At 73.1% G+C, this 11,498-nt stretch carries 13 protein-coding genes; 8 read left to right on the top strand and 5 right to left on the bottom strand.

Annotated features, from left to right (window positions below; all coding sequences use genetic code 11):
* Positions 1-148: 148 nt before the first annotated feature.
* On the bottom strand, positions 149-1,090 hold the full coding sequence (locus tag SPI96_RS00100) for a neutral zinc metallopeptidase (RefSeq protein ID WP_321080333.1): 942 nt from the start codon (positions 1,088-1,090) through the stop codon (positions 149-151).
* Positions 1,091-1,199: 109 nt separating this feature from the next.
* Between SPI96_RS00100 and SPI96_RS00095 the strand changes: the two genes are divergently transcribed.
* Entirely contained in the window at positions 1,200-2,798 is a 1,599-nt protein-coding gene (locus SPI96_RS00095) for an ABC-F family ATP-binding cassette domain-containing protein (protein WP_321080332.1), read from the top strand.
* A 13-nt stretch (positions 2,799-2,811) separates the two neighbouring features.
* On the opposite strand, the gene SPI96_RS00090 is transcribed toward SPI96_RS00095, so the two are convergent.
* From SPI96_RS00090 to SPI96_RS00080, 3 genes are read right to left on the bottom strand one after another with little or no spacing between them, the layout of a single operon-like run.
* A complete protein-coding gene (locus SPI96_RS00090; protein ID WP_321080331.1) occupies positions 2,812-3,723 on the bottom strand; it encodes an SURF1 family protein in 912 nt (303 codons plus the stop codon).
* Positions 3,720-4,025, bottom strand: a complete 306-nt coding sequence (locus SPI96_RS00085) for a hypothetical protein (RefSeq protein WP_321080330.1) — start codon at positions 4,023-4,025, stop codon at positions 3,720-3,722. The genes SPI96_RS00090 and SPI96_RS00085 overlap by 4 nt, the downstream gene beginning before the upstream one ends.
* Complete coding sequence (locus tag SPI96_RS00080) at positions 4,022-4,423, bottom strand: DUF3099 domain-containing protein (protein ID WP_321080329.1); 402 nt, start codon at positions 4,421-4,423, stop codon at positions 4,022-4,024. Before SPI96_RS00080 ends, SPI96_RS00085 begins: the two co-directional genes overlap by 4 nt.
* Positions 4,424-4,614: 191 nt before the next feature.
* Here SPI96_RS00080 and fabG point away from each other — a divergent pair, with 191 nt between their 5' ends.
* Positions 4,615-5,346, top strand: a complete 732-nt coding sequence (fabG, locus tag SPI96_RS00075; RefSeq protein ID WP_321080328.1) for a 3-oxoacyl-ACP reductase FabG — start codon at positions 4,615-4,617, stop codon at positions 5,344-5,346.
* A gap of 85 nt (positions 5,347-5,431) precedes the next feature.
* Positions 5,432-6,211 carry an SDR family oxidoreductase gene (locus SPI96_RS00070; RefSeq protein ID WP_321080327.1) on the top strand — a complete coding sequence of 260 codons (780 nt, stop codon included), beginning with the start codon at positions 5,432-5,434 and terminating at the stop codon, positions 6,209-6,211.
* Between the two features lie 18 nt (positions 6,212-6,229).
* On the opposite strand, the gene serB is transcribed toward SPI96_RS00070, so the two are convergent.
* On the bottom strand, positions 6,230-7,093 hold the full coding sequence (serB, locus tag SPI96_RS00065; protein WP_321080326.1) for a phosphoserine phosphatase SerB: 864 nt from the start codon (positions 7,091-7,093) through the stop codon (positions 6,230-6,232).
* A gap of 68 nt (positions 7,094-7,161) precedes the next feature.
* Here serB and SPI96_RS00060 point away from each other — a divergent pair, with 68 nt between their 5' ends.
* The 5 genes from SPI96_RS00060 (at position 7,162) to SPI96_RS00040 (ending at position 11,415) form a co-directional block, all read left to right on the top strand.
* A complete protein-coding gene (locus SPI96_RS00060; protein WP_321080325.1) occupies positions 7,162-8,007 on the top strand; it encodes an ABC transporter ATP-binding protein in 846 nt (281 codons plus the stop codon).
* Positions 8,004-8,849, top strand: coding sequence for a sulfite exporter TauE/SafE family protein (locus SPI96_RS00055; protein WP_321080324.1), 846 nt, complete (start codon positions 8,004-8,006; stop codon positions 8,847-8,849). The genes SPI96_RS00060 and SPI96_RS00055 overlap by 4 nt, the downstream gene beginning before the upstream one ends.
* Before the next feature lies 1 nt (position 8,850).
* A complete protein-coding gene (locus tag SPI96_RS00050) occupies positions 8,851-9,693 on the top strand; it encodes an RNA methyltransferase (protein WP_321080323.1) in 843 nt (280 codons plus the stop codon).
* 176 nt (positions 9,694-9,869) lie between these two features.
* A complete protein-coding gene (locus tag SPI96_RS00045) occupies positions 9,870-10,127 on the top strand; it encodes a type B 50S ribosomal protein L31 (protein ID WP_321080322.1) in 258 nt (85 codons plus the stop codon).
* A 226-nt stretch (positions 10,128-10,353) separates the two neighbouring features.
* On the top strand, positions 10,354-11,415 hold the full coding sequence (locus SPI96_RS00040) for a biotin/lipoate A/B protein ligase family protein (protein ID WP_321080321.1): 1,062 nt from the start codon (positions 10,354-10,356) through the stop codon (positions 11,413-11,415).
* The last annotated feature ends 83 nt before the right edge of the window (positions 11,416-11,498 follow it).

Raw genomic sequence — 11,498 nt, 5'->3', positions numbered from 1 at the left:
GCCCCGGCCCCCCCCCCCCCCCCCCCCCCCCCCCCCCCCCGGCGGGGGCCCCGGGCCGCCCCTCCCCCGGCTCCGCCCCGCCCCGTCCCCCCCCCGGAGCGCCTGCATTCTGCCCCCGGAGCGTCTGTCTTCCGGGTCGGGGGGATGCTCAGAGGTCGAGTGAGGCCGCCTGGAACGTGTTGCACTGGTTGATGTCCGGCTCCCGCTCGGCTGAAGTCTGGTAGCCGCGCATGAACCACGCCTGGCGCTGCTCGGCTGTCCCGTGGGTGAAGCCCTCCGGATTCACACGGCCGCGGTAGCGCTCCTGGATGCGGTCATCGCCCACCGCCCCGGCCGCGTCGATCGCCTGTGCCAGCTCCTCTCGGGAGATCGGCTGCAGGTACGGCTCCCCGGACTCCGGATCCACCGTGGTGGCCGCATGTCCGGCCCACATGCCCGCCAGGCAGTCGGCCTGGAGCTCGGCACGGACGGCGTTCGAGTCCGGGCCGGTGCGCCCGTCCTGGGAGTAGCGCAGCCAGCCGACCACGTTCTGCACGTGGTGGCCGTACTCGTGGGCCACGATGTACTCCTCGGCCAGCGGCCCGCCCGTGGCACCGAAGTCCGTGGAGAGGGTGGCGAAGAAGTCCGTGTCGAAGTACATGGACTCGTCCGCCGGACAGTAGAACGGGCCTGTCGCGGAGGTTGCCGCGCCGCAGCCGGTGGTCACGGTGCGCGAGAACAGCGTGAGGTCCGGCTGACGCCAGTCCACGGATGGGTGCTGGGCCATGTAGGCACCCCAGAACGCGTCGGCGGACTCGGTGGTGGCGATGACTCGGCAGTCCACGCTGCGGTTCGCGTCCGCGCCGGTGGAGCACTCCGAGGCCGGGAGCGTCGAGCCGCCACCGGTGGGGTACTGCTGCCGGTACTGCCCCATGCCGGAGCCGGCACCGGTGTCCACGCCGAGCTGGTCGGCCCACCCCGGCGCGAAGATCGCCAGCAGCAGCGCGAGCAGACCGCCACCGCCACCGATCGCGACCCCGCGGCCCATGCCGCCGCCCCCGCCCCGGCGGGCCCGTCCGGCGTCGATCTGCACGTTCGAGTTGAAGGTCATGGGGCCAGGCTAGTGGACGGACTAGACTGGCCCGGCCCCGCCGCGCGCCCTCCCCACGGCTCGCGTGCCCGGAGCGTCGCCCCGCCCCGACAAGGAGATCCGTCCTCCCATGCTCACCGTCACCGATCTCGAACTGCGCGTCGGCGCCCGCCTCCTCATGGACGAGGTGACCTTCCGTGTGGACAAGGGGGACAAGGTGGGGCTGGTCGGCCGCAACGGCGCCGGCAAGACCACCCTGACCAAGGTGCTCGCCGGCAACGGCCAGCCCACCGCCGGCACCGTGACCCGCACCGGCCGCATCGGCTACCTCCCGCAGGATCCCAAGGTCGAGGACATGGACCAGTCCGGCCGGGACCGGATCCTCTCCGCCCGCGAGCTGGACCAGACGATCCGCCGCATGCGCCAGGCCGAGGAGGACATGGCCGCGGCCGGCGACGCCGAACGCCAGCGGGCCATGGACCGCTACTCCCGCCTGGAAGCCGAGTTCGAGTCCCGCGGCGGCTATGCGGCCGAGTCCGAGGCCGCCCGGATCACTTCCAACCTGGGCCTGCCGGACCGTGTCCTGGACCAGCCGTTGCACACGCTCTCCGGCGGTCAGCGCCGCCGTGTGGAGCTGGCGCGCATCCTCTTCTCGGACGCGGACACCATGCTCTTGGACGAGCCCACCAACCACCTGGACCACGACTCCATCGTGTGGCTGCGCGACTACCTCAAGACGTACTCCGGCGGCCTGCTGATGATCTCCCACGACGTCGAGCTCATGGAGATGACCGTCAACAAGGTCCTCTACCTGGACGCCAACCGCCAGACCATGGACGTGTACAACATGTCCTGGAAGAACTACCAGGCCCAGCGCCAGCAGGACGAGGCCCGCCGTCGCCGCGAGTTCGCCAACGCCGAGAAGAAGGCCTCCGCGCTGATGGCCCAGGCTGAGAAGATGCGCGCCAAAGCCACCAAGGCCACCGCGGCGCAGAACATGATCAAGCGCGCCGAGCGCCTGATGCGCGGGGTCGAGGGCGAGCGCGCCCAGGACCGCGTGGCCGCGATCCGCTTCCCCACCCCGCAGCCCTCCGGCAAGACGCCGCTGCGCGCGGAGAACCTCTCCAAGTCCTACGGCTCGCTGGAGATCTTCGCGGGCGTGGACCTGGCGATCGACCGTGGTTCCCGCGTGGTGATCCTGGGCTACAACGGCGCCGGCAAGACGACCCTGCTGCGCATGCTGGCCGGCGTCGAGACCCCGGACACCGGCGAGGTGCAGGCCGGCCACGGCCTCAAGCTGGGCTACTTCGCCCAGGAGCACGACACCCTGGACCAGGACGCCTCGGTGCTGGACAACATGCGCCACGCCGCCCCGCAGCTCGGGGACACCCAGGCCCGCACCCTGCTGGGCAGCTTCCTGTTCCAGGGCGACGACGTCGACAAGCCCGCCCGGGTGCTCTCCGGCGGCGAGAAGACCCGCCTGGCCCTGGCCACGCTCGTGGCGTCCTCGGCGAATGTGCTGCTGCTGGACGAGCCGACCAACAACCTGGACCCGGCCTCCCGCGAGGAGATCCTCAACGCGCTGCGCCAGTATGAGGGTGCCGTGGTGCTCGTGACCCACGACGAGGGTGCCGTGGAGGCCCTGGACCCGGAGCGCGTGGTGCTGCTGCCCGACGGCGTCGAGGACCTCTGGAACGACGACTACCGGGACCTGATCACCCTGGCCTGAGCCCGGGGCCTGCTCAGTCGAAGAGGGCGTCCTCGGCGGCTTCGTCCGTCAGGGTTCCGTCCCGGCGGGTGCGGCGCACGGGCCGGGCACGGCGGCGTCGGTGGGCTCGGATCGTGCCCTCGTCCTCCTCGGGGGCGCCCTCGAGGGCGTCGGCGCGGTCGTTGCGGGCGCGCATCCACGCCGAGTACCCCCACACGCCGAACCCCATGAGTGCGAACAGGTACCACTGGATCGCATAGGACAGGTGCGGGCCCTCGTCCAGGGTGGGCTCCACGAGCCGTTGGGGGGTGGTGGCCGCGGCCGGGGTCTCGGACACCATGATCCCGTAGGCGCCGGTGGCCACGGGCTCGCCGATGTGGTCGGCCACCGCGGGCAGGTCGATCGAGGGGATCTGCCCGTCCGGGGCGTCGCGGTCCAGGGCGGGCTCACCGGCCTTGGCGCGCACCACCACCTCGCGGGCGGCCGGGTCCGGGGCGGGCACGGCGTCCGGGCGGCCCTGCTGGGCCCCGAGGGGCAGCCAGCCGCGGTTCACCACGACGACGGTCCCCTCCTCGGTGCGGAAGGGCACCAGCACCTCGTAGCCGGGGCGGCCGGCCCGGGGCCGGTTGCGGACCACGAGGGTCTGGTCCGCCAGGTACTGGCCGGTGAGCGTGACGGGGGTCCACTCCTGGTCCGGGTGGAAGTCGGTGAACACGTCGGCGGCCTCGGCGAAGGGCACGGGGGCGTCGTCGTAGTTCTCCAGGACCCGGTTGACCTGGTGCATCACCTCCACACGGCGCTCCCACTGCCACTGGGCGAGGGCGTGGCAGAGCAGGACGAACAGGATGCACACCACGAACCCGAGGATCCACGGGCCGGTGGCGAGGAATCCGAAGCGCAGCGGGGGCAGCGGCTGACCGTCGTCGGGGGTGGGAGAGGCGGTCACGGACGGTCCTCCTGGGCGGGGGTGGGCGGGTGTAGCGGGCGGGTGCGGCGCAGGAACCCGCGAGAGGCCAGGAAGTCCTCCAGGTGGTTCCGGTGCGCCGGGCAGGCGGTCCACGTCTTCACGCGCTCCGGGGTGTGCACGCGGGGGTTGTTCCACTCCAGGGCCCAGAAGGCCTCCGCACGGCACCCGCGCCGTGAGCAGATCACCGCGTCACCGGTCGGGGCAGCGTGGGGGAGGCGGGAGGCCGGGGCGGCGGGGTCGAGGCCGGCGGCGAGGGCGCCGAGCAGGTCGGGGCCGGTCATCGGCGGTGTCCCGGGTGCGGGGCGGGCAGGGCGCGGTGGGCGGCGGCGTCCTCGTCCACCGCGTCCCCCTCGACCACCACGGGGCCGTGATCCGCGGTGCGGCCGGTGGCCTCAGCCGGCAGCGCTCGGGGCGTGTCCGGGGGCACCGGCGGCAGCGCACCCGGCGCCTGGGGGCCGGTGGCGTTGACGGAGACGACGGCCACATAGGGCAGCACGACGGCGGCCACGAACAGCGCCACCTGCCACCCGCCGTGCGCGAAGAACGCGGCGACGAGACAGACCACGCGCAAGCCCATCTGGAGGAGGTAGACCCGGGTGCGGGCCTGACGATCGGCGCTGCGGGCGATGCCGGCGGCCGTGACCGCCTGGACCTCGTCGCTGGCGACGCGGCTGCTCATGGGCCTTCTCCTGACGATGTGGGGCCGGTTCCGGCCCGCGGGCGGCCGGTTGCGTAGAGTGGGGGACCACGGCGCGGCCCGGACGTCACACACACGGACGGGCGGGCGGCGCCGACCTTGAACGACCATTCTAGTGCCCGTGACCCCGCCCAGACAGGTGCGGGGCGGACACCCCCGAGCGAAAGGCGCCCATGGCCGAGCAGTCCCCGACCCAGACGGAGGGCCGCAGCGTCCTCGTGACCGGCGGCAACCGGGGCATCGGCCTCGCGATCGCCCGCGCCTTCGTGGCGAACGGGGACCGGGTGGCGATCACCTCGCGCTCGGGCGAGGGCCCCGAGGGCGTGCTCACGGTGCGCGCGGACGTCACCGACTCCGCCTCCGTGGATGCCGCGTTCAGCGAGGTCGAGGCGGCCCACGGCCCGGTGGAGGTGCTCGTGGCCAACGCCGGCATCACCAACGACCAGCTGCTGCTGCGCATGTCCGAGGAGGCGTTCACCTCGGTGATCGACACCAACCTCACCGGCGCGTTCCGCGTGGTGCAGCGGGCCACCAAGGGCATGATGCGCCTCAAGCGCGGCCGGATCGTGCTGGTGTCCTCCGTGGTGGGCCTGTTCGGTTCCCCGGGTCAGGTGAACTACGCCGCCTCCAAGGCCGGACTGGTGGGCATGGCCCGCTCCATCACCCGCGAGCTCGGCGGCCGCGGCGTGACCGCGAACGTCGTGGCCCCCGGCTACATCGACACCGAGATGACCCAGGGCCTGGCCGACGACCTCAAGGCCCAGTACAAGTCGTCCATCCCAGCCGGCCGGTTCGCCCAGGCCGAGGAGGTGGCCGGCGTCGTGCGCTGGCTGGCCTCGGACGAGGCCGCCTACATCTCCGGTGCCGTGGTCCCCGTGGACGGCGGCCTGGGCATGGGCCACTGAGCCGACCCAGCCCCCTCGCCCCCGCACCCCTCACCCCATACCCTTCATCTCCGTACCCCTCACCCCCGTCATCGCAGGAGGACCCATGACCGACACCGCCACCACCCAGGACCTCGCCGGCAAGGGCGTCGTCGTCACCGGCTCCTCGCGGGGCATCGGCGCCGAGACCGCCCAGCTGCTGGCCGCCCGCGGAGCCGGCGTCGTCGTCAACTACCGCCAGAAGGCGCCGCGCGCGAACAAGGTGGTCCAGGCCATCGAGGCCGCCGGCGGCCGCGCCGTGGCCGTGGGCGGGGACGTCACCGTGGCCGAGGACCGTGCCGCGCTGCTGGATGCGGCCGTGGAGCACTTCGGCTCCCTGGACGTGCTGGTGCTCAACGCCTCCGGCGGCATGGAGTCCCAGTTCGGCGAGGACTACGCCATGACGCTGAACCGGGACGCACAGGCCGCCCTGGCCGACGCCGCCCTGGAGCGCATGTCCGCCGGCGGGCAGATCGTGTTCGTCACCTCGCACCAGGCGCACTTCATCGACGAGGTCTCCACCATGGACGCCTACGAGCCGGTGGCCCGGTCCAAGCGGGCCGGCGAGGACGCCCTGCGCGAGCGCATTCCCGCGTTCACGGACAAGGGTGTGGGCTTCGTGGTGGTCTCCGGCGACATGATCGAGGGCACCATCACCGCCACCCTGCTCAACCGCGCCGAGCCCGGGGCCATCGAGGCCCGCCGCGAGGCCGCCGGCAAGCTGTACTCGGTGGAGGAGTTCGCCGCCGAGGTGGCCGCGCTCGTGGGCCGCACCGACCTGGAGGCGGGCCACACCGAGCTGGTCGGCGGCGCCGAGGACTTCCTCGCCGCCAGCCGCCAGGGCTGAGCGGCCGCCCCCGCGGCCTCAGAGCCCGAGCAGCCAGCGCAGGGGAGTGAGGGAGGGCACGTCCACGCGGACGTCCGCCTGCTCCCACAGGGCGGGCTTGGCGCACAGGCCGACCCCGACGCCGGCCGCGGCCAGCAGGTCGAGGTCGTTGGCGCCGTCGCCCACGCCCACGGCCTGGCCGGGCTCCAGGCCGGCCTCCTCAGCCCAGCGCCGCAGCCAGTCGGCCTTCGCGGCCCGGTCCACGACGTCCCCGAGGACCCGTCCGGTCAGTGTGCCGTCCTGGACCTCCAGGACATTGGCGGCACTGCCGTGCAGGCCCAGGCGTGCGGCCAGCTGGTCGAGCACCTGCGTGAAGCCGCCGGACACGGCGCACACCCGACCGCCGGCGGCGGCCACAGCCGCCACGAGCTCCTCAGCACCGTGGGTGGGGGTCACCCGGCCGGCGACGTCGTCCACCACCGAGACCGGCAGGCCCGCCAGGGCCTCCACGCGCGCGTGCAGGGACTCAGCGAAGTCCAGCTCCCCGCGCATCGCGCGCTCGGTGACGGCGGCGACCTCCTCCCCGCGGCCGGCATGGGCGGCCAGCAGGGAGATGACCTCGTCCCGGATGAGCGTGGCGTCCACGTCCGAGACGACCAGCAGGGTGGGGGCCTGGACCACCGCGGCCGGCAGGCGGGCCGCGGACCAGTGCGGCGGGGCGGTGACCTCGGGCGCGGTGTGCTCGTGCTCCCAGCGCCAGCCGATCAGGCCCGAGCCCTCGGGGCCGTCCGCGGCCAGGGCCTCGGCGTGGGCGGGGACCCCCTCGGGGGCGTCGGCGGGGTCCGGAAGATCCGGGGCGGGGGAGGGCAGGGCACGGAAGAGCAGGGTGCGTTCGGTCGACATGCTCCGATGCTACGAGCCTGGCGGGCCGCACACCCCCGTGTGGCACCGGGACCACTAGGCTGGGCGCCATGACCGTCCCTCAGGAGCCCCGCCCCACCGTGTCCGCCCCCGACGACCTCTTCCTGCCCGACCCGGGCAGTGTCCTGCAGCTGCGCGACGTGCGCGTGCGCCGCGGCGGCCAGGAGATCCTCTCCGGGATCGACTGGACCGTGCGCGAGGGCGAGCGCTGGGTCGTGATGGGCCCCAACGGCGCCGGCAAGTCCACCCTGCTGCAGATCGCCGCGGCCCGCGTGTTCCCGACGTCCGGGGACGTGGGCATCCTCGACGAGGTGCTCGGCGCCGTCGACGTGTCTGAGCTGCGCACCCGCATCGGCCTGTCCTCGGCGCAGCTGGCCGCCCAGGTTCCCGCCGACGAGACCGTCCAGGACGCCGTGATCACCGCCTCCTACGGCATCACCGGCACTTGGCGGGAGGAGTACGAGGAGGACGATCGCGCCCGTGCCCTCGGCCTCGTGGCCCAGTGGGGCCTGTCCCGTCTGGCCCAGCGCCGCTTCGGCACTCTCTCCGAGGGCGAGCGCAAGCGCGTGCTGATCGCCCGCGCCCTGATGACCGACCCCGAGCTGATGCTGCTGGACGAGCCCGCCGCCGGCCTGGACCTCGGCGGCCGCGAAGCCTTGGTCTCCCAGCTCACCGAGCTCGCCGAGGACGACGCCGCCCCCGCCCTGGTTCTCGTCACGCACCACCTCGAGGAGGTGCCCCCGGGCTTCACGCACGCCCTGCTGCTGCAGCAGGGGGCCGTCGTCGCCGCCGGGCCGATCGATCAGACCCTCACGCAGGAGCACCTCTCCGACGCGTTCGGCGTGCGCCTGCAGGTGCGCCGCGCCGAGGGACGGTTCACCGCCGTCGCCGCATGACGGAGCTGCTGGGAGCGGACGTCCTCGGCCTCGAGCTCTGGCAGGTCCTGCTGGTGCTGGCTGCGGGGTTCTGGGCTGGGACGATCAACTCGATCATCGGCTCCGGGACGCTCGTGACGTTCCCGGTGCTCGTCTCCGTGGGCCTGCCCCCGGTGACCGCCCAGGTGTCCAATGCGATGGGACTGATCGCTTCGGGCTTCTCGGGCACCTGGGGCTACCGCCGGGAGCTGGCCGCGTCCCGGCACCTGCTGCCGCCCCTGGCCCTGGCCTCCTTCCTGGGGGCCGTGATCGGGGCCTCCCTGCTGACCCGGTTGCCGCCGTCGGTGTTCGGGTATGCGGCGCCGGCGCTGCTGGTGTTCGCCCTGACCGTGGTGGTGCTGCAGCCGCGCATCCAGGCGTGGGTGCGCCGTCGTTCCGCCGAGGGCGGTGCAGTGCCCGGGGCGGACTCCCCGGTGCCCGTGGGGCCGGTGAGCCCGACCCTGTGGACGCTCGTGTTCCTCACGGGCATCTACGGTGGGTACTTCGTGGCCGCCCAGGGCGTGATGCTCATGGCGATCTTCGGCGTGCTGTTCGTGGGCGGCACCCTGGTGCACGCCAATGCGGTGAAGACCGCGCTGGCGCTGATCGTGAACCTCACGGCCGCCGTGTACTACCTCGTGTTCGCGTTCGACCGGATCGACTGGCGGGCGGTGGTGCTGATCGCCGCGTCCTCGCTGGTGGGCGGCTCCGTGGGCGCGAGGATCGGCCGGCGGATCTCCCCGATCGCGCTGCGCGTGACCATCGTGGCGGTCGGCCTGGCGGGGCTGGTGGTCATGCTGCTGCGGCTGAGGGGAGTCGGCTGAGATGGCTGCGAACAATGCGCGGCATGTTCGCCTGAGGTCCGCTGAGGACCTCGCGGACCCCCGCCTGACCCCCTACACGACCCTCACCGACGCCGCTCTGCGCCGCCGGGTGGACTCCGAGCACGGAGTGTTCCTGGCCGAGTCCTCCCAGGTGGTCCGGCGGGCCCTCGCCGCCGGGCACACGCCGCGCTCCTTCCTGCTGGGGGACCGGTACCGGGAGTCCTTCGCCGACGTGCTCGCTGCCCACCCGCAGGTGCCCGTGTTCACCGGGCCGGACGAGGTGCTCACCACGCTGACCGGCTTCCACCTGCACCGTGGGGCCCTGGCCGCGATGGACCGGCCTGCACCGCGACCCGTGGCGGACGTGCTGGCCGGGGCACGGCGGGTGCTGGTGGTCGAGGACATGGTGGACCACACCAACCTCGGTGCCGTGGTGCGCACGGCCGTGGCCCTGGGCTGGGACGCGATGCTGCTGACCCCACAGGCCGCCGACCCGCTGTACCGGCGGGCGATCCGCGTGTCCATGGGCACGGTGTTTCGCCTGCCCTGGGCCCGCCTGGACGGCGGCGTGGCCGCGTCCGTGCCCTCCCTGCGCGAGGCTGGATTCACGGTGGCTGCCCTCGAGGTCACGGACCGGGCGCTGGGCCTGGACAGCCCGGAGCTGGAGCCGATCCGCGCCGCCGACCGCCTGGCGCTCGTGCTGGGGCAGGAGGGCCCCGGTGTGCGCCCGGAGACCCTCGCACTGACGGATGCGGACGTGGTGATCCCCATGCCCGCGGGTGTGGACTCGCTCAACGTGGCCGCCGCGGCCGCCGTCGCCCTGTGGGAGCTGCGGGCGCGGTGACGCGGGCACGCGCGAGGAGGCGGGGTGTGCCACCGGCGACCCGCCCGCGCGTCGGATCCTGGCCGGGGCGCAGACCATGCTGTAGAGTGGGCCGCTGGCCCGCCGCCCGGCGGGCCCTTCCGACCTGCCTCTCGCGCCCCTGGTCCCAATCAGGCGGCTGACACGAAGGAAACCCCATGAAGTCTGAGATCCACCCCGATTACCAGTACGTGATCTTCAACGACCTCGCCTCCGGCGAGAAGATCCTCACCCGCACCACCGCGACCTCCGAGAAGACCGCGCAGTGGGAGGACGGCAACACCTACCCGGTGATCGACGTCGAGATCTCCGCCGCGTCGCACCCGTTCTACACGGGCAAGCAGCGCATCATGGACACCGCCGGCCGCGTGGAGCGCTTCAACGCCCGCTTCAAGGGCTTCGGCGGCAAGAAGTGATCGCAGCGGCCTGAGCCGCTCTCACCTCGCTGCACGACGGCCCCGTGCCCCCGGTTTGACCGGGAGGCGCGGGGCCGTCGTCGTCCCCGGGCTCCGTCGTCGTCCCGCGTCGCGGCCCCGGACCAATCGCTCCGGGGGCGAAAGTGCCCGGAATTCCGGGCGAATTCCTACCCCTGTCGCCCCCGGAACGATGAGATCGGGGGCGGTGGCGGCCTACCCTGGGGGCATGACGACGACGCATCATGGTGAGTACAAGGTCCTCGGCGGCAAGCTCGTGGCGGCCGATCTCGAGGTCGACGGCGGCACGATCACCCGGGCGAGCATCAACGGGGACTTCTTCCTCGAACCCGACGAGGCCCTGCAGGACCTCAACGACGCCGTCACCGGCCTGTCCGCCGACGCCGAGCACCGCGTGATCCGCGACGCCGTCGAACGCGGCCTGCGCCCCGAGGCCGAGCTGTTCGGGGTGGATGCGTTCGCCGTGGCGACCGCCGTGCGTCGGGCCTTGGGCAAGGCCACCACGTGGGAGGACCACGAGTGGGAGATCATCCCACCCGAGCCGCGGCCGATCGCCCTCACCGTGGCCCTGGACGAGGTGCTGACCCGCCAGGTGGCTGAGGGGCGGCGTCGCCCGACCATGCGGCTGTGGCAGTGGACCGAGCCGGCCGTGGTGATCGGTGCGTTCCAGTCCCTGGCCAACGAGGTGGACCCCGACGGCGCCGCCCGCCACGGCGTGCAGGTGGTGCGACGGATCTCCGGCGGCGGGGCGATGTTCATGGAGGCGGACAACTGCGTCACCTACTCGCTGCATGTGCCGGCCTCGCTCGTGGACGGGCTCGAGACCGCCGAGACCTACCCGTTCCTGGACGAGTGGACCATGGACGCGCTCGCTCGGCTCGGCGTGCAGGCGTTCTACCAGCCGCTCAACGACATCGCCACGGACCAGGGCAAGATCGGCGGCGCCGCGCAGAAGCGTGTGGGGACCGGCGGGCTGCTGCACCACGTGACCATGAGCTACGACATCGACGCGGACAAGATGATGGAGGTGCTGCGCATCGGCCGCGAGAAGCTCAAGGGCAAGGGCGTGGCCTCCGCCAAGAAGCGCGTGGACCCGTTGCGCCGCCAGACCGGCCTGTCCCGGCCGGAGATCTGGGAGGCCATGATGGTCACCTTCGAGGAGCGCTACGGCGCACGCCGGGTCGAGCTCGACGACGCCACGCTCGCCGAGGCCGAGGAGCTGGCCCGCACGAAGTTCAGTACCCCGGAGTGGACCGCCCGGGTGCCCTGAGCCCTGAGCCCCGTGGTCTGTGCCCCTCCTGGTGTTCCGGGGGCGAAAGGGGCCGGAATTCGTCGTGAATTCCGGCCCCTTTC

Source organism: Micrococcus sp. (genome assembly GCF_034179925.1).
Taxonomy (GTDB): Bacteria; Actinomycetota; Actinomycetes; order Actinomycetales; family Micrococcaceae; genus Micrococcus.
This window is presented reverse-complemented; position numbering and strand designations above follow the sequence as displayed.

What these genes read in the sequence shown, in the direction of transcription:
- SPI96_RS00100 (WP_321080333.1), bottom strand. Translation starts at nt 1,090, where the DNA reads ATGACCTTCAACTCGAACGTGCAGATCGACGCCGGACGGGCCCGCCGG.
- SPI96_RS00095 (WP_321080332.1), top strand. Translation starts at nt 1,200, where the DNA reads ATGCTCACCGTCACCGATCTCGAACTGCGCGTCGGCGCCCGCCTCCTC.
- SPI96_RS00085 (WP_321080330.1), bottom strand. Translation starts at nt 4,025, where the DNA reads ATGACCGGCCCCGACCTGCTCGGCGCCCTCGCCGCCGGCCTCGACCCC.
- SPI96_RS00080 (WP_321080329.1), bottom strand. Translation starts at nt 4,423, where the DNA reads ATGAGCAGCCGCGTCGCCAGCGACGAGGTCCAGGCGGTCACGGCCGCC.
- fabG (WP_321080328.1), top strand. Translation starts at nt 4,615, where the DNA reads ATGGCCGAGCAGTCCCCGACCCAGACGGAGGGCCGCAGCGTCCTCGTG.
- SPI96_RS00070 (WP_321080327.1), top strand. Translation starts at nt 5,432, where the DNA reads ATGACCGACACCGCCACCACCCAGGACCTCGCCGGCAAGGGCGTCGTC.
- serB (WP_321080326.1), bottom strand. Translation starts at nt 7,093, where the DNA reads ATGTCGACCGAACGCACCCTGCTCTTCCGTGCCCTGCCCTCCCCCGCC.
- SPI96_RS00060 (WP_321080325.1), top strand. Translation starts at nt 7,162, where the DNA reads ATGACCGTCCCTCAGGAGCCCCGCCCCACCGTGTCCGCCCCCGACGAC.
- SPI96_RS00055 (WP_321080324.1), top strand. Translation starts at nt 8,004, where the DNA reads ATGACGGAGCTGCTGGGAGCGGACGTCCTCGGCCTCGAGCTCTGGCAG.
- SPI96_RS00050 (WP_321080323.1), top strand. Translation starts at nt 8,851, where the DNA reads ATGGCTGCGAACAATGCGCGGCATGTTCGCCTGAGGTCCGCTGAGGAC.
- SPI96_RS00045 (WP_321080322.1), top strand. Translation starts at nt 9,870, where the DNA reads ATGAAGTCTGAGATCCACCCCGATTACCAGTACGTGATCTTCAACGAC.
- SPI96_RS00040 (WP_321080321.1), top strand. Translation starts at nt 10,354, where the DNA reads ATGACGACGACGCATCATGGTGAGTACAAGGTCCTCGGCGGCAAGCTC.